A 20,986-nucleotide genomic window follows, 5' to 3' on the forward strand; every position below is an offset into this window, starting at 1 on the left:
CAGTGCGGATCCTGATCGTGGACGACGACGCGCTGGTACGCGCCGGGCTGTCGATGATCCTCGGTGGTACGCCCGACCTGAAGGTGGTCGGCGAGGCGGCCGACGGCAGTGAGGTCGTCCAGGCCGTCGCCGCGTGCCGGCCGGACGTGGTGCTGATGGACATCCGGATGCCCCGGTTGGACGGGCTGGCCGCCACCGAGGCGCTGCGTGGGCTGCCCCACCCGCCGGAGGTGCTCGTGCTGACCACGTTCGACGCCGACGAGCACGTGCTGCGGGCGCTGCGCGCCGGTGCCGGCGGCTTTCTGCTGAAGGACACCCCGCCGGTGGAGATCGTGCGGGCGGTGCGCCGGGTGGCGGCCGGCGAGGCGACGCTGTCGCCGACGGTCACCCGGACCCTGATCGAACACGTCACGGCCGGACCGGCGGCCGACCCACGGCGGGACCGGGCCGCCCGGCTGATCGAGGACCTGACCGAGCGGGAACGCGCCGTCGCCGTGGCGCTCGGTCGGGGGCGCACCAACGCCGAGATCGCCGCCGAGCTGTTCATGAGCGTGGCCACCGTCAAGGCGTACGTCTCCCGGCTGCTGACCCGGCTCGGACTCAACAACCGGGTGCAGGTGGCCCTGCTCGTCCACGACGCCGGGCTGGTCTGAAAACGTTTGAACCATCCCGTCGCGGTGGCCGTACCACTGCTCGAGGTGCGGTGCTCAAGCGCACCGCTACCGGAGCTGCGGGAGGTCTGCCGTGCGAGTTGATGAGCAGTCGACGGATCCCATCGATCAGATTCTGGGCGAGTTGCCGGTCCCGACGCCGTTGACCCCCGAGGACGTCCGGCTGGCCGTCCGGGCGGTGGTCGTGCACGCGGCCGAGGAGTGGCCGACCGGGGCGCTGTGCCGCAACGACGGTGCCCGGTTCCCCTGCCGGCTGCATCGTTGGGGTCGGAAGGTGCTGCTGAACCACGGGCTCAACGAGCGACAGCTCGACGCCCTGATCCGGCACGGCAATCCGTTCGTGCACGTGCCGTTCCCGTTCCTGATCAACGGGCCGTCGGCGGGACGTACTCCCGCCGCGCGTCCGGCGGGCACCGACCGGGCCGCCGGTTACCCGCCGCGGGCCGCCGGTCATCCGGCGCGACCCGACCGCGTCCCCGGTTACCCGGCTCGGGGTCCCGCGCCCCGGGTGGCCGCCCCGGTCGCGCGCGGTGGCGTCCGGACGCCCGGCTCCGGCCGGCCGGTGGCACCCCCCGCCACCGCGCCGCGCTGGCCGCGGGCGAGCTGAGCGGGCTCGCCCGCCGGCGGTACGACGCCGGCCCGGAGCGCGCGGTCATTCCCCGCCCGCGCCCGGGCCGGCGTCGCGATGCGCCGTGCGATCAGCGGTTCCCGGCGGGGATTCCGCAGCTGGGTGCCGCCCAGTAGGTGTTGTTCGCGCTGCGGTCCTGGTTGTTCTCCCGCCGCGAGTCCACGTGGACGTGGGTGTTGTGGCCGGACACGCCGGGCCCGATGATGCCGCTGAAGCCGTGGTTGCGCGCCTGGCGGGCGATCTGGCACAGCGACCTGTCCCGGGAGATGAGGTCGGCGGCGTTGCCGTAGAGGTGCTGGCTGTCCGACGCCCCACCCACCCGGTTGTTGCAGGTGCGGCTGCGGAACCCGCTGGTCACGATCAGCGGTTGGTCGCCGAGGCTCTTGCGCAGCGCCTCCAGCTTCCACATGGTGCGCAGCGCGTTCTGCCGGGTCTGCCCGGTGCTCAGCGGGCCACCGTCCCAGCCGCTGCCGCCGCAGCCGTCGTCCATCTCGGTGTAGCTGAAGTGCCGGGGCGTGCAGTTGTCGTCCTGGAGTTGGTACAGCTTCCGGTAGGTCTGTGGCCCGGCGACCCCGTCGACCTTGAGGCCGTACGCGGACTGGAAGCGGCGAACCGCGGCGGCGGTCTTCGGGCCGAACCGACCGTCGAGTTCCACGACGTTGTTGTTGCCGGCCCAGCCGGCTATCCGTAGTTGCAGCTCGCGCACGTCGCTGCCGGAACGCCCCTGGTAGAGGTTGCGGTTCCAGGTGTAGCAGCCGTCGGCATGGGCCGCTGGCGCGGCGACCACCGAGGCGATCGCGGCGCCCGGCAGGGCCAGAGCGAGGGCGACGACTGCCCGTTTCAAGGTGTGTACGCGCACAGAAGTCCTCCCGATAGGAGAGTGAATGGGATGGCATCCGGGACTTCGACCGGGCTGTCCCGTGGATCCACCCTCGCACCGGAGCAGCCGATTGGATGGGATAAACGAGAATTGTCCTCATAATTCGCCTTACCTGGGCATTGCCTGTGAATTAGGCGCGTTTCCGAAACCGGCATTCGGTGGTGAGCAGCCGTAGAGCAGCCATTTCGGTGCGGAAGGTCGCAGCCGGTGCCACGGAGGGTGATGTTCACCGGGTCAACCGGCCCGGTAACGTCAGCGCCGGCGGCGAGGGAGGTGGGCGTGGCGCGTGGGGGCATCTTCTGTGTCGAGGGCCAGTGGCACCGGGATCTCAACGAGCGCGGGTCCGTGCTGCCCACCCTGGAACTGCTCGAACGGCTGGGCAAGGTCCGCTTCATCCACAAGGACGCGGCCACCCGCGACGAGCTGTTCTACTTCATCGACCGCTGGCTGCTGAAGCAGTACGCCGACCACCGGCTCGGCTTCTTCGCCATGCACGGCGAGCCGAACCGGTTGTGCCTCACCGACTGGCACTCGGTGGAACTCACCGAGGTGGCTGAGCTGATGGCCGGACGCTGCGAGGGACGACGCCTCTACTTCGGCAGCTGTTCGGTGCTACGCGCCCCCGAGCCGGTGCTGCGGGACTTCCTCGCCGTCACCGGCGCCGCGTTGATCTGCGGCTTCACCCGGGAGGTGGACTGGGTCGAGTCGGCGGCGTTCGAGACCGTGCTGCTCGACGTGCTCGCCAACGGCCGCCGCCACAACGCCGCCGAGCTGCGGATGGGCTCGGCGCACTGGGCGCCGCTCGCGTCGTACCTGGGTTTCCGGATCATCTACGCCAACGGCCGGGCCTGGCGGCCGTCGCTGCGACCTCGGGTACCCAGCCAGCCGTCCGCCGGTCAGCACGCCTGAGTGCTGGTAGAAACGAGCGATGGCACGCATGATCGCGCGTAACACCCGGGTCGACCGGGACGCACTGCTTGAGTTTCTCCGCCCCCGGCACCGGGTGGTGTTGCTGACCACCCGCGCCGACGGCCGCCCACAGTCCTCGCCGGTCTCGGCCGGGGTGGACGCGCAGGGCCGGCTAGTGATCTCCACCTATCCGGAACGCGCGAAGGTCGCCAACATCCGCCGCGACCCCCGGGTGTCGGCCTGTGTGCTCTCCGACGACTGGAACGGTCCGTGGGTGCAGGTCGACGGCACCGACGAGGTGCTCGACCTGCCCGAGGCCCTCGAACCGCTGGTGGAGTACTTCCGCAGCATCTCCGGCGAGCATCCGGACTGGGACGAGTACCGGGAGGCGATGCGGCGGCAGGGCAAGTCGTTGATCAGGATCACCGTCACCGGGTGGGGCCCGATCGCCACCGGCGGCTTTCCGGCCCGACTGGCCGACTGATCCCGCGGCGGGGCGCGGCGTGGCGCCGCGCCCCACCGGGGTTCAGCACCGAGCCGTCGCGTACGCGGCGCAGCCGATCAGTTCCATCGACACCTGGAGCCGTTCCAGGCTGATGTTCTTGGCGATGGTGTCCTCGGGACTGTGGTACGGCGGTTCGAGCAGCGCCGGAGACTCCTCGCCGCGCCAGGAGAAGTTCGCGCTGGCGATGCCGACCTCCTGGAACGACTGGTGGTCGCTGGCGCCGCGTTGGGTGACCGGCGAGATCCGCGGTTCGTAGCCGAGCCGCCGGGCGGCGGCCGCGACCTCGTCGGTGGCCCGGTTGCTCTCGCCGGTGAACGACAACAGCCAGTACCGGGTCGCCGGGTCCCAACTGGTGGCGACCATGTCGTTCTGGTAGACGGCGAGGATCCGGTCCCGCTCGGGCTGCGGCAGCTGGGCCACGTAGTAGCGGGAGCCGATCAGCCCCTGTTCCTCCGAGCCCCACAGGGCGAAGCGCACGGTGGCGTTCATCGGCACCGTCCTCAGCACCCGGGCCAGTTCCAGGCAGAGCACGGTGCCCGAGCCGTCGTCGTTGGCACCCGGCGCGCCGATGACCGAGTCGTAGTGGGCGCTGACCATGACCACCGGCGCATCGCGGCCCGCCCGACCGCGCCGCTCGGCCAGCACGTTGTGCGAGGTCAGTCCCCGGTGGGCGGTGGTGACGATGGTCAGGGTGAGCGGCCCGGCGGCCAGCAACGCGCGCAGCCGGTGCTTCTGCGCCTGGGCCACCCCGACCACCGGAATCGGCAGCGGCGTGGTGGCGGAGCCGGGCAGCGTGGGGGAGAACGCCGACGCGCGACGGGGCTCCACCAGGTCGGCCGGCAGGAAGACCACGGCTGCCGCACCGGCCGCGACGGCGGTGGCGGCGAGCTGCTCGCGCTGGGCCGCGACATAGTCCACGAGCACGATCCGGCCGCTGACGTCGGCCGGGTAGTCGCCGGGCGCACCCGCGCCGACATCGACCACCGGTGCGGTGACCCGGGTGTCCAGCGCGGCCTGCCCGCTCGCGCCGACCTGCCAGTTCAGGTCCCGTGGCAGCCCGGACGGTGCGCTGAGCTGGGCGAGGAACTTGTCGGCGACCGGGAAGGGTTGCAGCGTGGTGTCGTAGCGCAGCCGGTCGAGCTGGCCGGCGATGTAGTGCGCCGCCCGGCGCTCCGAGTCGGTGCCGCCGATGCGTGGGCCGATGTCCTCGGAGAGCACCTTCAGGTGTTGCAGGGCACGCTTCGCCGACAGCTGGGCGACGACGATCCGGTCGGACGGGGTGAGGGTCGGGGGGCGGTGCGCGCCCGGACGCCGGTCGGTGACCGCCCAGGCGGGGGCGGGCAGCGCCACGGCGGCGGCGCCGCCGAGCGCGACGGTCAACATCCGTCGCCGGTCGAGCGATCCTGATCCGGTGGAGCGGGACGATGCGTGCGGGGGTGTCACGGTGTCGTCGAGCGAGGCCAAGACGGCGCCCTCCTGATTCGAGGTCCGACCCGCGCGTCAGGGGTGTGACGTCCGGGTCACAGAGACTCGAATCTATCCGGCGGGTCGCCGTCACTCAAGATCAGATTTGCCGTGATCGTGCTCAGTACGCGGCGGTGAACCGCATGTTCCGGAAGCGGCCGTTCTCGATCTCGTCGACCACCGCGACCGCCAGGTCCTCGTAGCTGAGCACGCTTCGGCCCGCCGCGTCGGTCACCGGCTGGTCCGTGCCGGTGCGGTACCGGCCGGTGCGCTCGCCCGGATGGAACTCCAGCGGTGGTGGGCAGACGTACGTCCAGGTCACCCCGTCGGCCGAGGAGCGGTAGACGTCGAGGGCCTCCGCCTGGCCCAGCGCGGCGTCGCGGTACTCGTCGGGGAAGTCCGGGTCGTCCAGCAGTGGCGTGCCGGCCGGGTCGAGCAGGGTGGCACCCCCGCCGACGTGGATGACCCGGGGCGCCGCCGGCATCCCCCGCAACGCGTCGAGCACGGTTCGCGCCGCGTCGGGCCACAGCGTACGGTCACCGCCGCCGATCGCCACGACCAGCGCGTCCGCCTCCGGTGCCAGCTCCCGCACGCTGCGGACACTTGTCGCGTCCCCGGTCACGACCCGAACCCCGGCCGGCAGGTACGGCGCGTCCGCCTCGGGACGACGCACCGCTGCCACCACCCGATGCCCCCGGTCGAACGCCTCCCGGACGATCCGCGAACCGGCGGTGCCACCCGCGCCGAACACGACGATGTTGACCACGCCTCCCAGGCTAGGGATTCGGTCGGGTGGGCGTCGGCGGAACGGCTCAGTCGACGAGTGCCGAGTAGACCAGCTGGCGCAGTTGCGGGCGGAGCGGCCAGGTGCTCGACGGCATCAGCTGGGTGAAGAACATGGCGGTGATCTCCTCGACCGGGTCGACCCAGAACGCGGTGCTGGCCACGCCGCCCCAGTAGTACTCGCCGACGCTGCTCGGCACCCGGCTCGGCACCGGGTCGTCGACGACCGCGAAGCCGAGCCCGAATCCGACGCCGTCGAGATTGGTCTCGGCGAACCCACCGGTGGACAGGGTGCCCAGATCCTGGCCGCCGGGCAGGTGGTTGCGCGTCATGAAGCGCACCGTCCGGGGACCGAGCAGCCGCGTGCCGTCCAGCTCACCGCCGCGCAGCAGCAGTTGGGTGAAGCGGTGGTAGTCGGCGGCCGAGGAGATCAGTCCACCGCCGCCGGAGAGCAGCGCCGGCTTCTCGTACGCAAGCGCGCCGAGTGCGTCGTACCGCACCGCGCGACCGGACGCCGGATCCGGGACGTACAGCGCGGCCAGCCGCTCGGCGTCCGCGCCGTCGACGTGCCAGCGGGTGTCGCCCATGTCCAGCGGACGCAGGATCCGTTCGGTCAGGAAGGTGTCCAGGCTCTGCCCGGAGACCACCTCGATCAGCCGGCCGAGCACGTCGGTGGCGACCGAGTAGCCCCAGGCGGTGCCGGGCTGGAACAGCAGCGGCAGCTCACCGAAGACCCGGCACGCCTCGGCCAGGTCGACCTCGGCCGGCGGGTAGAGGTCGTAGCCGGCGGCCCGGTACAGCCCGTCGACCACCGACGTCTGCATGAAGCCGTAGGTCAGGCCGGCGGTGTGGGTGAGCAGGTGCCAGATCCGGATCGGTTCGACCGCCGGCACGGTGTACGGCTTGAGGGTCGACCCCTTCGAGTAGACCCGCATGTCGGCGAACTCGGGCAGCCAGCGGCCGACCTCGTCGGTCAGCTCGAAGCGACCCTCCTCCCACAGCATCATCGCCGCGACCGAGGTGATCGGCTTGGTCATCGAGTAGATCCGCCAGAGGGTGTCCGGCTCCACCGGCGTGCCCGCCTCGCGGTCCCGCAGCCCGTACGTCGAGCTGTGCGCGATCTCGCCGCGCCGGGTGACCACCGCCTGCCAACCGGCGAGCCGCCCCGCGTCGACGTAGCCGGCGAAGTGTTCGTCGATGCGGGCCAGCCGCGCCGGGTCGAATCCGACCTGTCCCGCCTCGATGCTGGTTGTGATGCTCACCCCAGGCAACCTACCGGCCGGTACGCGAGGCGCGGAAGCTCTGTTGTCGGGGTCACTGGCTAGCCTGCTGTCATGCCGGAGCCGACCGAGGACGTCACCTTCCACGATGAGGACTGGTACGCCGAGGACCTGGCCGACCGGCACTTCGTCAACTGCACCTTCCACCGGGTGGATCTGACCGAGGCGACCAGCCAGGGCGCGGTCTTCACGGGCTGCACCTTCGGCGACGTGACCTTCAACGTCTCCCGGCACGTCGACTCGGCATTCACCCGGTGCGTCTTCACCCGGTGCAACCTGTTCGAGGCGGAGTTCACCGGCTGCAAGTTGCTGGGCAGCACCTTCGACCGCTGCGACCTGCGGCCGTTGACCGTGACCGGGGGCGACTGGTCGTTCCTCACCCTGGCCGGCGGCGACCTGCGCGGCGCGCGGTTCACCGGGGTACGGATGCGCGAGACCGACCTGTCCGGTGCCGACCTGTCCGGCGCGGCGCTGACCGGGTGCGACCTGTCCGACGTGCAGTGGCGCGGGGCGCGGCTGACCGGTGCGGACCTGCGCGGCAGTGACCTGGCCGGACTGGACCCGGCCTCGGTGCACCGGAAGGGAGCGGTCATCGACCTGATGCAGGCGGCGACCCTGGCCCGGGCCCTCGGGTTCGACATCCGCGACTGACCGCCCGCGCCACCGTCCGATCCATTCTCTGTCGTCTATGCGCAATCAGCTTTTTGTGTCGATGAAGGCTGCTTCTAATGGACGGGTGCTGAGCTGAACGACGGTGACCGTTCGTCCCGGACCAGGAGGATCGCATCGATGTTCCGTACCCTTCGGGCCGCGCTCGTCGCGGCCGTGCTGACCCTGGTCGCGGTGGTGGTCCCGGTGGGGCCGGCCACGGCGGCCGCCAGTTGCTCGACCTCGTCGTCCCAGGCGATCGTGGGCGGCTACCGAGTCATCATCCGCTGCGGCGACGCGGGTTACATCCACGGCTTCGGCCGTACGCTCAGCGACGCGAACCTGGAGGCGCTGCGTCTCTACCAGCTCTATCTCACCTACGGCGTGAGCTGCCGGGGCTCGCTCGTCGACTCGCTGGTGGGCGGGTTCGACGTGCAGATCTACTGCCCGGGGTCCTACACCAACGGCTTCGGCAGCAATCTCACCGACGCCGCGGCCGAGGCCCGGGAACTGGTGACGATGAGACTCTCCGGCGGCCCGGACTGCGACGGCACCACCGTGGCGGCGATCGTGGGCGGCTACCGGGTGACGCTCTTCTGCACCGTGCGGTACGTCCGTGGCCAGGGCAGCACGCTCACGGAGGCCGCACAGATCGCCCGGCTCACCGCGGCGCTCGGTTGAGCGGGGCCGCCGGCCGGTCGTTGCCCGGCCGGCGGCCCACTTCGGCAGTAGCCTGGTCGGCGACCGTCCCACACCACCGGGAGGACCGCATGACCACGGGCGAACGGGTGCTGGACAGCCCCACGAACTGGGTGGCCGAGCACATCAACCGCTACGTCGAGACCGACGGTGCCGAGGGGCACGAGTGGCGACCGGGCGTCTTCACGCTGCTGCTGACCACCCGTGGGCGGCGCAGTGGCGCGTTGCGGCGTACCGCCTTGATCTACGGCCGGTCCGGCGACGCGTACGCGGTGGTCGCCTCCCAGGGTGGGGCTCCGCAGCACCCGGCCTGGTATCTCAACCTGCTGGCCGAGCCGCGGGTCGAGGTGCAGGTCGGTGCCGACCGGTTCACCGCGCGGGCGCGCCCGGCCACGCCCGAGGAGAAGGCGCGGCTGTGGCCGGTGATGACCGCCGTCTGGCCGGCCTACGACGACTACCAGGCGAAGACCGACCGGGACATCCCGGTGGTACTGCTCGAACGTGCTTGACGAGACGACCGGGGAGGACGAACGATGCCCGCTTTCGCCTTGGCGCACCTGCGCAACCCGCAGGTCAACGAGGACATTCTGACCTACCTGGAGCGGATCCAGGCCACCCTGGAGCCCTTCGGCGGCCGGTTCGTGGTGCACGGTCCGGAGGTGGACGTACGCGAGGGGGAGTGGCCGGGCAGCGTGGTCATCCTCGAGTTCCCCGATCGGCAGCAGGCCCACGCCTGGTACGACTCGCCGGCGTACCAGGAGATCCTGCCGCTGCGGACGCGGCACATCGACGCCTCGGCGATCATCTTCGACGGGGTGGGCCCCGGCTACGACCCCGGCCGGACGGCTGCGGCGCTGCGGGCACAGGCCGCGACCGGCTGAGCGCACCCGGGACAGTTTGTCCGTCACCGCGGGTCCACCGGGTCGTAACGTCCTGCTGTCCGTGTTCGACTGTCCTGTGTGGAGGCCAGGCCGATGAACAGCAGCAGCAGTACCGTCCGTCCCGCCCCGCCCACCGGCGAGCGGCCCGGGGTGGGGCTGCGGGATATTCCGCTGCCGCCGTACGTGACCGCCGAGGATGCCCAGTTCGCCGTGCGGGCTGTCGTGGTGCACGCACCCCGACGCTGGTCCGGGGGAACGGTCTGCCGCAACGACGCCAGCCCGCACCCGTGCCGGCTGCACCGGTGGGGTACCCGGGTGCTCGCGCTACGCGGCCTGCGCGACGCCGACATCGCCGCGCTCATCGAACGCGGCGACCCCGCAGCCGCGTTGCCGCCCCGGCCCCCGGCCTGAGCGGCGCACGAGGCGGGTCGGTGCGCACGAGGCCCAACCGGCACCGATACCCGCCCAGCGGGCCGTCATGCCTCGTGTCGCGCTGACATCGCTCTATTTGACGGACGCCTCGGCAGCGGGCACCGTGGGGGCTGGAGGGGCCTTGAGCTGCCCCGATGTGGCGGTGGATGGCACCGCCCGGGAGCCCAGAAACCCACGAGGAGTCCCACCATGCTCACGATGACCGACAACGCCGTCCTGGTGATCCGTGATCTCGCCGCCCAGCAGGACGTCTCCGAGGGCGGCGGGGTACGCATCGCGGCGGACACCACCGCCGGCTCGCTCAGCGTCGAGCTGGTACCCGCCCCGGTCGAGGGGGACCAGGTGGTCGACAACCAGGGCGCCCGGATCTTTCTCGATTCCGACGCGGCCGACCTGCTCGGTGACGCCTCGGTCGACGCGACCGTCGACGACGAGGGCGTCGTGCAGTTCGGGTTCACCGAGAAGGAGTAGACCGGGCCAGCGCGTTCAACACGTGGGCCAGATGGTGGGAGGTGCTCCACGCCATCCAGTTGGTTGCCGAGCCTGCCCCGGCACCCCGGCGTGCCCGGCGCGAGATCTCCTGGTCGCCCCAGGAGAAGCTCGCGCCGGTCGGCGGCCAGTGCGGGCTCGACACCAGCGTGCGGCACAGGTCCGCGACCCGCTGATCACCCTGACCTCGGCGGCGCGACCAGCGGTGGATCAACCAGACGCCGTCGCCGGTGTACGGGACCGTCAGGTGGCGGTCGACGGTGGGTTGGCCCGTGGTCGAGGCCACGCCGTAGTCGCCGAAGGTGACGCCCAGGTCGGCCAGCCGTTGCCAGAGCAGCCAGTCCCAGCGGTCCACCCGTACCGGCTCGTCGATGGGCAGCCGGGACAGCACCGGCGGCATGCCACCGGCCACCACGCTCACCGAACGCCAGGTGTGTCGGCGGGTCCAGTCCAGCATCCGCCGCACCCGGGGCTCGACCAGCCGGACGTCCGCCGGGCAGCACACGTCGCCGCAGTCGAGCACCAGATCACACTGCTCCGGGGCCAGCCGCGCGTGTCTGCCGATCCGCTCCACGGCCACGGTGGTGGCGTCGGGGCCGGCCCGGTCCCGACGTAGCCGCAGGCGCACCACGGCCCGCTGGGTCTGTGCCCGGGCCGTGGCACCGAGCGCCGCCAACCGCCGCTCGCCGTCCGCCAGCCCGATCACCGGCACCAGTGGTACGCCCCGGCGGGTCAGCACGGACGCCGTCGTGTCGGGCAGGGCACCGAACTCGACGGCGGGCCGCAGCCCCGGCGGCAACCGGGTCAGCGCGTCGAGGACGTTTCTGTCGAGTTCGGACAGTTGCAGGATCGGGCTGAGCAGCGGGGCGAGGGCGTCATCGAGGTGGCCGAGCGCTTCCAGTTCCCCGCGCCGGGCGGCGAGGACGGGACGGTAGACCGGCTCCTCCGCCCGTCCTCCAGGGGCGGGCATCATAATTAAATGTAGCCAGCCGATTACCCACCTCACAGGGCGGGAGAGCGGGAATTCACCAGACAGGTGTCAACTCCCCGACTATCCTCGCGCGGTGTCTCACGCACCGACCAGGTACCGGTCCGCCGACGAGGACAGCGCCCGCTGGCAGGGTTTTCCCTTCCGCCCCGGTGACATCGTGATCAGCACGCGCTCCAAGAGCGGGACGACCTGGATGCAGATGATCTGCGCCCTGCTGGTGCTGCGTACGCCGGAACTGCCGGCGCCACTGACCGAGCTGTCACCCTGGCTCGACTGGTTGGTCGAGCCGCCGGAGCGGGTGTACGCCCGGCTGGCCGCCCAGCAGCACCGGCGCTTCATCAAGACCCACACTCCGCTGGACGGGGTGCCGAGTGACTCCCGGGTGCACTACGTGGTGGTGGCCCGCCATCCACTCGACGCGGCGGTCTCACTGCACCACCAGGGGGCCAATCTGGATCGCGTCCGGCTCGCCGAGCTGACCGGCCAGCCCGCCCCAACGGAGCCGGCCCGCCCCCGTCCGCCGGTCGAACAGGCGCTCGTACGCTGGATCGACGCGGATCCGGATCCCCGTGCCGAACTGGACTCGCTGCCGGGTGTCCTGTGGCACCTGGGCGACGCCTGGGCCCGCCGGCACCAACCGAACGTCCACCTCGTCCACTACGACGACCTTCGCGTCGACCTGTCCGGGCAGATGCGGCGCCTGGCCGAGCGCCTGGGCCTCGAACCGCCCGGACCTGATCTGGTGGAGGCGGCCACCTTCGACCGGATGCGGGCCCGCGCCGACCGGCTCGCGCCCGACGCCGCAGGCATCCTGAAGGACCGCAACGCCTTCTTCCGCAGCGGTCGGTCCGGTCAGGGCCGCACGCTGCTCGACGCGGATGCTCGGGCCCGCTACCACTCCCGGGCCGCTGCCCTGGCGCCGCCGGACCTGCTGGCCTGGCTGCACCGAACCGAGGCGTGAAGACGCGGGCGCCCCCGGAGCGGGGTGCCGCTCCGGGGGCGCCGGTGGGCCGTCACCGACCCGAGGGGTTCGGGTCAGTCGTCGTCCCGGTCGTCGTCGTCCTCGTCGTCGTCGTCCCGGTCGTCCTCGTCGTCGTCCGCTGGCTCCTGCTCGGCCTTGACCACCTCACCGGACTGCCGGTCGACGTCGATCTCGTGCTCGGTACCGCCGTTGACGATCTCGACCTCCCAGATGCCCCGGCCGTTCTCCTCGTCCCGGTCGGTCTCGGTGATCCGTCCACCGCCGGCCTGCGCCAGCGCGATCTCACCGGCCCGCTCCCGACTCACCGCGTCACCCTCCGTGGCCGGCTGGGTCTGCGCCGGCGTGCTGGGTGTCACGCTGGTCGGGTCGGCCGGGACGGTGGTGCCGGTCGGGTCCGGGGCCGTGGCGCCGGTGGTGCCGTCGGGGACACCCGCGGTCGTCGGGGCGCCGGTCGCGGCGGTCAGGGTGGTCTGCCGTGCCTGGCTGTCGTCCGCCGCCGCGACGCCGAGGAACACCCCGGCCACCGCGAGCACCGCCGCCGCGCCGCCGACCGACGCCAGGATCAGGGGGTTGCGCTTCATCGTTGTGCACCTCTCCTCGGTTGTCGTATCGAGGATCGGTCGGGCCGCGATAGCGGCGCGCTGTCCGAACCCTAAGCCCCGGTTAAGACCGGATCTGCGCCCCAAGAGTGACGGGCCGGCGTGCCTCGCCCAGGGTCATGCCCGGCCGAGCCAGAGGGTCACCTCGGCACCGCCGCCGGGCCGCTCGCCCAGCTTCAGCCGGCCGCCGCTGGCCTGGGCCGCCCGGCGGGCGATGTCCAGCCCGAGTCCGGTCGACCCGGCCCGGCTCGCCCCCCGGCGCACCGAGTCGGCCGCGATGCCGGGGCCCTCGTCGGCGACCGTCAGGACGACGTGGTCGCCGACGGCACGGAGCCGGACGGCGAAGGGCGTGCCGTCCGGAGTGTGCGCGAACACGTTGCCGAGCAGGGCGTCCAGCGCGGCGGCCAACTCGTCGGCCGCGACGGCGACCGGTACCGGGCCGGGGGCCAGGTCGAGGTCGACGGCACGGCCGGTCTCCTCCGCCAGCACCGACCAGAAGGCGACCCGATCGGCCACGGTGGCGGCGGCGTCGGCGACCACCGCGCCGTCGGTGGGGGCACGCCAGCGGGCCTGCCGGATCAGACCGGTGACCGCCCGCTCCAGACCGTCCACGGCGTCGATCACCCGAGCGGCGTCCTGCGGGTCGCGCAGTGACTCGGCCTCCAGGCGCAGGGCGGTCAGCGGCGTACGTAGCCGGTGCGACAGGTCGGCCACCTGTTCCCGCTCCTGCACCAGCAACTCCTGGATCCGGCCGGCGAGATGGTTGAGGGCACCGCCCACCTCGCGCAGTTCCGCCGGCCCGGACGGGCGCACCCGCGCGTCCAGTTCGGCGTTGGCCAGCCGGTGCGAGACCTCCGACAGCTCGCCGATCGGCCGGACCAGCGTGCGGGCCAGGCGGTCGGCGACGGCCAGGGCGATCAGCACCAGCAGCGTGCCGAGCAGGGCCAGCACCGACCAGGCACGTCCCACCCCGGCGGTCATCTCCGCCCGTGGCACCACGGTGCGGATCACGGTGGTGCCGTCCGCGCGACCCTGCACCGCGATGACCACCTCTCGACCGTCGGCCGTCTCCGCGGTGAGGCTCTGTCCCCGCCCGGCCAACTCCACCGCCGGAGTGCGGGGGGCGTCCGAGCCCAGCACCGTGCCGTCCGGCAGGAACACGCTGACCGGCCGGGCCGACTCGGCGGCGAGCTGCTCGACGGTCAGCCGCACCGTCTCCGGGTCGGCGGTGCCCACCACAGGAGCGAGGCTCTGTGCGTCGGCGGTGGCCCGCACCGTCGCCCGGTCCTCGGCGGCGGTACGCAGCAGCAACGCCAGCGGCACCAGGAAGGCGATCACGATGAGGACGCTCACCGCGGCCACCAGCAGGGCCAGGCGGGCCCTCACCCGTCGACCTCGGGGGTGACCAGGCGCACCCCGACCCCGCGTACGGTGTGCAGGTAGCGCGGACGCTGGGCGCTCTCGCCGAGCTTGCGGCGCAGCCAGGACAGGTGCACGTCCACGGTCTTGTCCGCCCCGCCGTACGGGATCTGCCACACCTCGGTCAGCAACTCCCGTTTGGTCACCACCTCACCGACCCGGGTGGCCAGATGCCGCAACAGGTCGAACTCGCGCGGGGTCAACTCGACCGGTTCGCCGTCGAGATCGACCTGCCGGGAGCGCGGGTCGATCCGCAGACCGCCGACCACCACCGTCGGATCCTCCGGCTGCCCGCCGGGTCCGCGGCGGAGCACCGCGCGTACCCGCGCGTCGAGTTGGGCGGCGGTGAACGGTTTGACCACGTAGTCGTCGGCCCCCGCGTCGAGCACCCGGACGATCTCCCGCTCGTCGTCGCGGGCGGTGGCCACGATGACCGGTACGGCGCTGACGGCCCGCAGCATCCGCAGCAGCTCACGCCCGTCCAGGTCGGGCAGCCCGAGGTCGAGCACCACGAGATCGGGGCGGTCGTCGAGGGCGTCGCGCAGCCCGGTCATCGCGGTGGAGGCGGCGGCCACGGCGTGCCCCCGCTCGCGCAGCGCCCGCACCAGCGGGGCGCGGATGGTCAGGTCGTCCTCGATCAGCAGCAGGCGGGCCACAGCAGGCAGGGTATCCCCGGCGATCGTCACCGACCGGCTTCCTTAACCCTCCCTTAGCGTTGCCCGAAGGTCACCCCGACCGCCGGTCGGGGATAGTCGGGTGATGGGCCGTCGAACCTTGCTCGCCGTGGCCGGATGGCTGGCCACCGCGGTCGTCGCCACGCTGATCGGGCTCGCCGCGATCCGGTTGGTCGGTGAGAGCCTCACCGGGACGCCGGGTGGGGTCCGCAGCCAGGAGGAGATCGCCCGCGCGCTCGCCGAACCGGCACCGGGTACCGATCCGCCCGGCAGCGTGCCGACCGGCACCCCGGCGTCCGGCAGTACGACGACCGGTCCCGGCCCGAGCGGGTCGCCGTCGAGCCCGGTGTCGCCGGCCGACCCGAACGCGGAGTCGGCCAACCGACGCGGCTTCTCCACCACGGGCGGCAGCGCGGTGGCCGAGTGCCGGCCCGACGGGGTCTACCTGGTTTCCTGGAGCGCACGACCGGGCTACCGGGTCGACGACGTCGATCGTGGCCCGGACGACGACGCGGACGTGACGTTCGTCGGCCCGAGCGGCGAGTACGAGCTGTCGGTCTGGTGCGTGGGCGGGGTGCCCACGCTCGACCCCGACGACTGAGCAACCCGCACATTCGGGCGTCACCGCAGGTCAAACCCATGATCGTTACGCCGAATGTCCTTGATCGGACAGCCGATCGCCTGGCTACCGGCGGGGAACGCGACATACGTTCGAGGCACAAAGGGGGCTGATCGGCGCTGACCCCCCTTTAGCCGTCGCAACCAACTCAACATGCCATGGCCGCTCGACCGGGCCGGGGAAGGAGTCCGATGTCCAGCGCGAGAGCCAGGAGCCGCGGGGTTCCCCAGCCGGTACCGGGGGACGAGGCCACGGCCCACGCCGAGGCCGAACACACCACCTGCGCCGGCGCCGGCATGCCACTGACCGCGAGAGTGCTGTTCGCCGTCGTCAGCGCCGATGGTCTCCTGGTCCGCGGGCTGGGCGCGGCGGCGGCCAACCGGTTGCGGACCGGGATGTACCAGGTGGTGTTCGACCAGGACGTCACCGGTGCCAGCCTGGTCGGCACCGTCGGCCTCCCGGGTAGCTCCGGGTTGGCCCCCGCCGGTCAGATCGCGGTTGCCGGGCGTACCGGAATTCCGAACGCCGTCTTCGTGACCACCTTCGACGGTGCCGGGTCGGCCGCCGACCGTCCCTTTCACCTGGCCGTGCTCTCCTGAGCACCCCCGCAGGCACAGACGAGCGCGCGGCGCCGTTGACCCGAGGGTCGAAACCGCGCCGCGCTCGGCCGTCTCCCACCGCCGCAGCCGTACGGCGGTACGTCAGCGGGGACCTGGCATGACCGGTCGAACCGGTCGGTCGTGTCGATCCCCGATCGGCGTCGGTCCAAACCCCAGGGCGGTGGTCAATTCCACCATCTGCGAAGCACGGCGTGGCGCGGCCCCGGATGGGGTATGTGTCGGGACATGGAGCACTTCACTATCGCGACCGTCGCCGAGAAGAGCCCGGACTTCCGGCGCGTGCTGTGGACCGGGGAGCACACCCAGCTGGTGATCATGACGATTCCGCCGGGCGGCGAGATCGGTGAGGAGGTCCATGAGGACATCGACCAGATCCTGACCTTCGTCAGCGGCACCGGTGAGGCGCAGGTGGCCGGTGAGAAGCGCGAGGTGGTGCAGGGCGACCTGGTGGTCGTACCGGCCGGCACCCGGCACAACTTCGTCAACACCGGCCCGAACCCGCTGGTGCTGTACACCGTCTACGGGCCGCCGGAGCACGCCGACCAGGCCGTGCACCACACCAAGGAGGAGGCCGACGCCGCGGAGGCGGCGGGCGAGGACGAGCCGCCGACCTCCTGACCCGTCCCGCCGGCCCGGCTCACCCGGGCCGGCGGACCTCCTCGAAGGCCGGATGAGCCCCGCGATCGCGGGTACGCCGAGCGCATGGCGCAGCCGGCGATCTCCGACTACGGATACCTCTCCGACTGCCGATCGGGCGCGCTGGTCAGCCGGGCCGGTTCGATCGACTGGTGGTGCCCGCACCGGTTCGACTCGCCGTCGGTCTTCGCCCGGCTGCTCGACCCGAACGGTGGTCACTGGCGACTGGCACCGGTGGCCGTGGGACAGCCCGGGCACCGGATACAGCGCTCGTACCGGCCGAACACCCTGGTCCTACGCACCGTGCACCACACCGCGGAGGGCAGCGTCGCGGTCACCGACGCCCTCGCCGCCGAGGAAGGTGCGCGCGCCCACGAGTTCGGCATACGCTCGCCGGCCGTGCTGCTGCGCGTCGTCGAGGGGCTCTCCGGTCGGGTGACGATGGACCTGGACTACCGGCCGCGACCGGAGTACGGCCTGGTCACGCCGTACCTGCGGGAACTGCCGGACGGCGCGGTGGTGGGCGTGGCCGGCTCGATGGCGCTGGTGCTGCGCTGTGCGGAGTTGCCGCTGCGCGTCGAGCACGACCGGGTCCGGCAGACCTTCACCGTCGACGAGGGGCAGGTGCTCGGCTTCGATCTGGCCTACGCGCCGGCCTACGGCGCGCCACCGGCCCGGCTGGACCCGGTCCGTACGCTCGCGGACACGGTGCTGGCCTGGGAGGCGTTCCGCGAGAGCCACCGGTACGAGGGCCGTTATCCCGAGGTGGTGCGGCACAGCGCCACGGTCCTCACCGGCCTCACGTACGCCCGCAGCGGCGCGGTCGCCGCGGCGGCGACCACCTCGCTGCCGGAACTGATCGGCGGCGACCGCAACTACGACTACCGCTTCTGCTGGCTGCGCGACTTCGCGATGACCATGCGGGCCTTCTGGGTGGCGGCCTGCCCGACCGAGTCGTCCCGCCTGTTCGAATGGGCGGCGCGCTCGATCGGCCGGGTCGGCTCCGATCCGGTGCCCGTGCTGTTCGGTCTGGAAGGGGAACGGGACGTCTCCGAGCATGTCTGTCCCCACCTGGCCGGATACGCGGGGACCGGACCGGTACGTAACGGCAACGACGCCTGGCGGCAGCGGCAGCTCGACGCGCCGGGCGAGGTCATCTCGGCGGTATGGCGGTTGCACGACTACCTCGGCGACCAGCTTGCCGAGGACCTGCGCGACATGGTGCTCGGGCTCATCGAACAGGTGGCGGCCAACTGGCGACTGCCCGACCGGGGGATCTGGGAACCGCGTGACCGGGAGCGGCACTACCTGTCGTCGAAGGCGCTCTGCTGGGTGGCGATGGACCGTGCCGTGCGGCTGGCCCCACAGCTGGGAGAATGGGCGGACGTGCGGCGCTGGACCGGCATCCGGGACGAGATCCGGGCCACGGTCCTCCGGGACGGCTTCGACGAGCGTCGCGGCGTCTTCACCACTGCCTTCGGGTCGCCGGAACTGGACGCGGCGGCCCTGTACCTGCCGGTGGTGGGCTTCCTGCCGGCCACCGATCCACGGATGCGGGCGACCATCGAGGCGATCGAGCGGGAACTCGGCGATGACGACGGGCTGGTCCACCGCTGGAAAGACGACCCGGCGGGCTTCGTGCTCTGCTCGTTCTGGCTGGTGGAGTGCCTGGTGCTGGCGGGCGAACGGGAGCGGGCGGCCCGGCTGTTCGAGCGGGTCAGCGGGCACGCCAACGACGTCGGGTTGTTCAGCGAGCAGATCGACCCGGCCACCGGGGCGCACCTGGGCAACACGCCGCAGGCGCTGTCCCACATCGGTCAGGTCAACGCCGCGTGGCGGCTGACCAACCCCATGTTCGACTGACCGGCGGTGCGCCGTCGCGGGTCAGCGTGGCAGCACCGGCACGCCGGAGACGTCGATGGTCTCCGGGTACTTGACCCCGGCGCCGGTGTTGAGCACGACGACCCGTTCGCCCGCCCGGATCCAGCCGCCGGCCCGCAGCCGGCGGGCGGCCGTCAGGCAGGCGGCACCCTCGGGGCAGAGCAGCAGCCCCTCCCGGGCGGCGAAGTCGCGCAGATCGGTGAGGATCTCGGCGTCCTCCACCGCGATCGCGGTGCCGGCGGTGGCCCGCAGCGCGGCGAGGATCAGCTCGTCGCCCAACGGTGCCGGAACGGTGATGCCGAACGCCACCGTGTGGGCGTCCTCCCACGGTTGTGCGCGGTCGTCTCCGGCGGCGAACGCCCGTACGATCGGCGCGCAGCCGGTGGCCTGCACCGCCACCAGCCGGGGCAGCTTGTCCTCGACCCAGCCCAGCTCCCGCAGCTCGCCGAGCGCCTTGTGGATGCCGATCAGCCCGACGCCGCCGCCGGTCGGATAGATGATGACGTCGGGCACCTGCCAGCTCAGTTGCTCGACGATCTCGTACCCCATCGTCTTCTTGCCCTCGAGGCGGTACGGCTCGCGCAGCGTGCCGGCGTCGAAGACGGTGCCCTCGGCGGCCGCGACGAGCGCGGCCACCTGGCGCCCGGCGTCACCGATCAGGCCGTCGACCAGGCGCAGGTCGGCGTCGGCGGCCACGCACTCCCGGCGGCAGATTTCCGGTGCGGACAGCGGCATCACGATGGTGGCGCCCAGCCCCGCCCGGGTCGCGTAGGTGGCCCACGCCGCGCCCGCGTTGCCGTTGGTGGGCATGGCGATCCGCCGGATGCCCAGCTCGCGGGCCCGACTCACGCCGACGGCGGCACCCCGCGCCTTGAACGAGCCGGTCGGGGTCAGCCCCTCGTCCTTGACCAGCAGGTCGTCGACGCCGATGTCCGCGCCGTACGCCGGTGCGCGCAGCATCGGCGTCCACCCCTCGCCGAGAGTGGTGACGTTTCGTGGGTCGGCGACCGGCAGCAGCTCCCGGTAGCGCCACAGGTCGGCCGCGCGCAACCCGAACCGCTCCGGCTCGATCGCCCGCGCCGCCGCCGCGAGGTCGTAGCGCGCCAGCAGCGGCGAGCCGCACCCGCAGAGGTTCTGCGGTACGTCGGCGTCGTGTTCCCGGCCGCAGCGCGGGCACTCGAGGTGGGTCAGATACACGCCGCTCCTCGCCGTCTCAGCCCGCGTCCACGCTGCGCCACGCACGGCTGCGGTGGCCCGGCTCGTAGCCGGAATCCAGCCGCTTCGCCACCACCCCGGGCAGGCCCTGGTCGCGCGCCGCGCGCATGGTCTCGGCACCGGCGCCGGGAAACCACGGCGGAGTCTGCCAGTGCGGTCCGGCCAGCGCCAGCGAGTCGAGCAACTCGCGGCGCTGCGGGTACGGCAACTCCAGGCTGCTCACCCCCTCCAACCAGAGCAGGTCGACGAACAGGTACTGGGCATCGGCGCTGCTGCTTCCGCCGCGCGCCGGCCGGACCTGACCGGCCCGGTCGATGCGGACCAGGATGCCGTCCAGCACGACCTCCGTCGGCGCCAGGGCCTCGGCCATCGGCCGTAGCCACGGGTACGCCCCGGTGATCTCCTCATCGGTGTCGGAGAGCAGCCGCAGCCGCCCGCCGGAGACGTACGCGATTGCGCGTACCCCGTCCCAGCGCAGCTCGTACCCCCAGGCGGCCTGGTCGGTTGGCAGCCGGCCGGCCGGGGTGGGACGCATCGGCGCGACCAGGTCGGGCATGGCGGTCCAGCCCGGCGGCGACGGATCGGTGCGGCGCACCATCCAGTCCCGGCCGTCGCGGCCACCGGTGGCGAACAGCACGTACCGCCCGGTGGTCCGGGTACCCCGCAGCTCGACCACCACCTCACGGTCCTGCCACTTCTCGCACCGGTAGGTGCCCTGGTCGTGGATGAGCATCCGCCCGCCGCCGTACTCACCGGCCGGGATCTCACCGGAGAAGCGGAGATACTCCATGGGGTGGTCCTCGGTGTGCACGGCCAGATGGTTGCGCCCCGGTTCGCGGGGCAGGCCGCGCGGCACCGCCCAGGAGACGAGCACCCCGTCGCGCTCCAGCCGCAGGTCCCAGTGCAGGCTGCGGGCGTGGTGCTGCTGGATGACGAACCGGGCCCGGTCGCCGGCCCGGGCCCGCCGGGGACGCTCGGCCGGCACCGGCTCGGGGGTACGCGCGGCGTCCCGCTTGCGCCGGTACTCCTCCAGCCGGTCAGCCACGCACCGATTCTCCGGCAAATCGCGCCGACGCGCCCG

25 protein-coding genes are annotated in these 20,986 nt (G+C 72.4%); 15 read left to right on the forward strand and 10 right to left on the reverse strand.

The features are described 5' to 3' along the window. The first annotated feature begins 2 nt into the window (after positions 1–2). A complete protein-coding gene (locus O7597_RS17660) occupies positions 3–653 on the forward strand; it encodes a response regulator transcription factor (protein WP_269742635.1) in 651 nt (216 codons plus the stop codon). Between the two features lie 91 nt (positions 654–744). Beyond that, a complete protein-coding gene (locus O7597_RS17665) occupies positions 745–1,278 on the forward strand; it encodes a hypothetical protein (protein ID WP_269739630.1) in 534 nt (177 codons plus the stop codon). 91 nt (positions 1,279–1,369) lie between these two features. Here the strand turns inward: O7597_RS17665 and O7597_RS17670 are convergent, their stop codons facing one another. Next, positions 1,370–2,158: a D-Ala-D-Ala carboxypeptidase family metallohydrolase gene (locus tag O7597_RS17670; protein WP_269739629.1), complete on the reverse strand. Its 789-nt coding sequence runs from the start codon at positions 2,156–2,158 to the stop codon at positions 1,370–1,372. A 300-nt stretch (positions 2,159–2,458) separates the two neighbouring features. On the opposite strand from O7597_RS17670, the gene O7597_RS17675 reads away from it, so the two are divergent. Next, entirely contained in the window at positions 2,459–3,088 is a 630-nt protein-coding gene (locus tag O7597_RS17675; protein ID WP_269739628.1) for a hypothetical protein, read from the forward strand. Positions 3,089–3,107: 19 nt separating this feature from the next. After that, on the forward strand, positions 3,108–3,572 hold the full coding sequence (locus O7597_RS17680; RefSeq protein WP_281580191.1) for a PPOX class F420-dependent oxidoreductase: 465 nt from the start codon (positions 3,108–3,110) through the stop codon (positions 3,570–3,572). 42 nt (positions 3,573–3,614) lie between these two features. Here the strand turns inward: O7597_RS17680 and O7597_RS17685 are convergent, their stop codons facing one another. From O7597_RS17685 to O7597_RS17695, 3 genes are all read right to left on the reverse strand, one after another. Beyond that, entirely contained in the window at positions 3,615–4,976 is a 1,362-nt protein-coding gene (locus O7597_RS17685; protein ID WP_281580192.1) for a M20/M25/M40 family metallo-hydrolase, read from the reverse strand. Between the two features lie 202 nt (positions 4,977–5,178). Next, entirely contained in the window at positions 5,179–5,823 is a 645-nt protein-coding gene (locus O7597_RS17690; RefSeq protein WP_281580193.1) for an NAD(P)H-binding protein, read from the reverse strand. Between the two features lie 46 nt (positions 5,824–5,869). Continuing rightward, positions 5,870–7,102: a serine hydrolase domain-containing protein gene (locus O7597_RS17695; RefSeq protein ID WP_281580194.1), complete on the reverse strand. Its 1,233-nt coding sequence runs from the start codon at positions 7,100–7,102 to the stop codon at positions 5,870–5,872. A gap of 72 nt (positions 7,103–7,174) precedes the next feature. On the opposite strand from O7597_RS17695, the gene O7597_RS17700 reads away from it, so the two are divergent. From O7597_RS17700 to O7597_RS17725, 6 genes are all read left to right on the forward strand, one after another. Continuing rightward, on the forward strand, positions 7,175–7,771 hold the full coding sequence (locus O7597_RS17700) for a pentapeptide repeat-containing protein (protein ID WP_269739623.1): 597 nt from the start codon (positions 7,175–7,177) through the stop codon (positions 7,769–7,771). A 138-nt stretch (positions 7,772–7,909) separates the two neighbouring features. Next, the gene (locus O7597_RS17705) at positions 7,910–8,449 is read left to right on the forward strand and encodes a hypothetical protein (protein WP_269739622.1); all 540 of its coding nucleotides are present in this window, start codon (positions 7,910–7,912) and stop codon (positions 8,447–8,449) included. An 89-nt stretch (positions 8,450–8,538) separates the two neighbouring features. Next, complete coding sequence (locus tag O7597_RS17710) at positions 8,539–8,976, forward strand: nitroreductase family deazaflavin-dependent oxidoreductase (RefSeq protein WP_269739621.1); 438 nt, start codon at positions 8,539–8,541, stop codon at positions 8,974–8,976. 24 nt (positions 8,977–9,000) lie between these two features. Further along, positions 9,001–9,348: a DUF1330 domain-containing protein gene (locus tag O7597_RS17715; protein ID WP_269739620.1), complete on the forward strand. Its 348-nt coding sequence runs from the start codon at positions 9,001–9,003 to the stop codon at positions 9,346–9,348. A gap of 93 nt (positions 9,349–9,441) precedes the next feature. Further along, complete coding sequence (locus O7597_RS17720; RefSeq protein WP_269739619.1) at positions 9,442–9,759, forward strand: hypothetical protein; 318 nt, start codon at positions 9,442–9,444, stop codon at positions 9,757–9,759. A 210-nt stretch (positions 9,760–9,969) separates the two neighbouring features. After that, on the forward strand, positions 9,970–10,251 hold the full coding sequence (locus O7597_RS17725; protein WP_269739618.1) for an adhesin: 282 nt from the start codon (positions 9,970–9,972) through the stop codon (positions 10,249–10,251). On the opposite strand, the gene O7597_RS17730 is transcribed toward O7597_RS17725, so the two are convergent. Then, entirely contained in the window at positions 10,235–11,239 is a 1,005-nt protein-coding gene (locus O7597_RS17730; RefSeq protein ID WP_281580195.1) for a hypothetical protein, read from the reverse strand. The two genes, O7597_RS17725 and O7597_RS17730, sit on opposite strands and share 17 nt — an antisense overlap. 94 nt (positions 11,240–11,333) lie before the next feature. On the opposite strand from O7597_RS17730, the gene O7597_RS17735 reads away from it, so the two are divergent. Beyond that, the gene (locus tag O7597_RS17735; RefSeq protein WP_281580196.1) at positions 11,334–12,221 is read left to right on the forward strand and encodes a sulfotransferase domain-containing protein; all 888 of its coding nucleotides are present in this window, start codon (positions 11,334–11,336) and stop codon (positions 12,219–12,221) included. Positions 12,222–12,295: 74 nt separating this feature from the next. Here O7597_RS17735 and O7597_RS17740 read toward each other — a convergent pair whose 3' ends face one another. The 3 genes from O7597_RS17740 to O7597_RS17750 all read right to left on the reverse strand — a co-directional run bounded on the left by O7597_RS17740 (position 12,296) and on the right by O7597_RS17750 (position 14,916). Next, a complete protein-coding gene (locus O7597_RS17740) occupies positions 12,296–12,823 on the reverse strand; it encodes a PepSY domain-containing protein (protein WP_281580197.1) in 528 nt (175 codons plus the stop codon). Positions 12,824–12,958: 135 nt separating this feature from the next. Continuing rightward, complete coding sequence (locus tag O7597_RS17745; protein ID WP_281580198.1) at positions 12,959–14,227, reverse strand: HAMP domain-containing sensor histidine kinase; 1,269 nt, start codon at positions 14,225–14,227, stop codon at positions 12,959–12,961. Beyond that, the gene (locus tag O7597_RS17750; protein WP_210830227.1) at positions 14,224–14,916 is read right to left on the reverse strand and encodes a response regulator transcription factor; all 693 of its coding nucleotides are present in this window, start codon (positions 14,914–14,916) and stop codon (positions 14,224–14,226) included. Before O7597_RS17750 ends, O7597_RS17745 begins: the two co-directional genes overlap by 4 nt. Positions 14,917–15,019: 103 nt before the next feature. Here O7597_RS17750 and O7597_RS17755 point away from each other — a divergent pair, with 103 nt between their 5' ends. From O7597_RS17755 to O7597_RS17770, 4 genes are all read left to right on the forward strand, one after another. Then, complete coding sequence (locus O7597_RS17755) at positions 15,020–15,535, forward strand: septum formation initiator (RefSeq protein WP_281580199.1); 516 nt, start codon at positions 15,020–15,022, stop codon at positions 15,533–15,535. Between the two features lie 209 nt (positions 15,536–15,744). Beyond that, positions 15,745–16,152 carry a hypothetical protein gene (locus O7597_RS17760; RefSeq protein ID WP_269739612.1) on the forward strand — a complete coding sequence of 136 codons (408 nt, stop codon included), beginning with the start codon at positions 15,745–15,747 and terminating at the stop codon, positions 16,150–16,152. A 246-nt stretch (positions 16,153–16,398) separates the two neighbouring features. Then, the gene (locus tag O7597_RS17765; protein WP_281580200.1) at positions 16,399–16,791 is read left to right on the forward strand and encodes a cupin domain-containing protein; all 393 of its coding nucleotides are present in this window, start codon (positions 16,399–16,401) and stop codon (positions 16,789–16,791) included. A gap of 84 nt (positions 16,792–16,875) precedes the next feature. Beyond that, positions 16,876–18,672, forward strand: coding sequence for a glycoside hydrolase family 15 protein (locus tag O7597_RS17770; protein WP_281580201.1), 1,797 nt, complete (start codon positions 16,876–16,878; stop codon positions 18,670–18,672). Between the two features lie 21 nt (positions 18,673–18,693). Here the strand turns inward: O7597_RS17770 and O7597_RS17775 are convergent, their stop codons facing one another. Both O7597_RS17775 and O7597_RS17780 read right to left on the reverse strand, forming a co-directional pair. Continuing rightward, entirely contained in the window at positions 18,694–19,887 is a 1,194-nt protein-coding gene (locus O7597_RS17775) for a threonine synthase (protein WP_269739609.1), read from the reverse strand. A gap of 16 nt (positions 19,888–19,903) precedes the next feature. Further along, complete coding sequence (locus O7597_RS17780; RefSeq protein WP_281580202.1) at positions 19,904–20,950, reverse strand: DNA polymerase ligase N-terminal domain-containing protein; 1,047 nt, start codon at positions 20,948–20,950, stop codon at positions 19,904–19,906. Between the last annotated feature and the right edge of the window lie 36 nt (positions 20,951–20,986).

The sequence above is a fragment of the Verrucosispora sp. WMMC514 genome (genome assembly GCF_027497295.1).
GTDB classification, from domain to species: Bacteria; Actinomycetota; Actinomycetes; order Mycobacteriales; family Micromonosporaceae; genus Micromonospora; species Micromonospora palythoicola.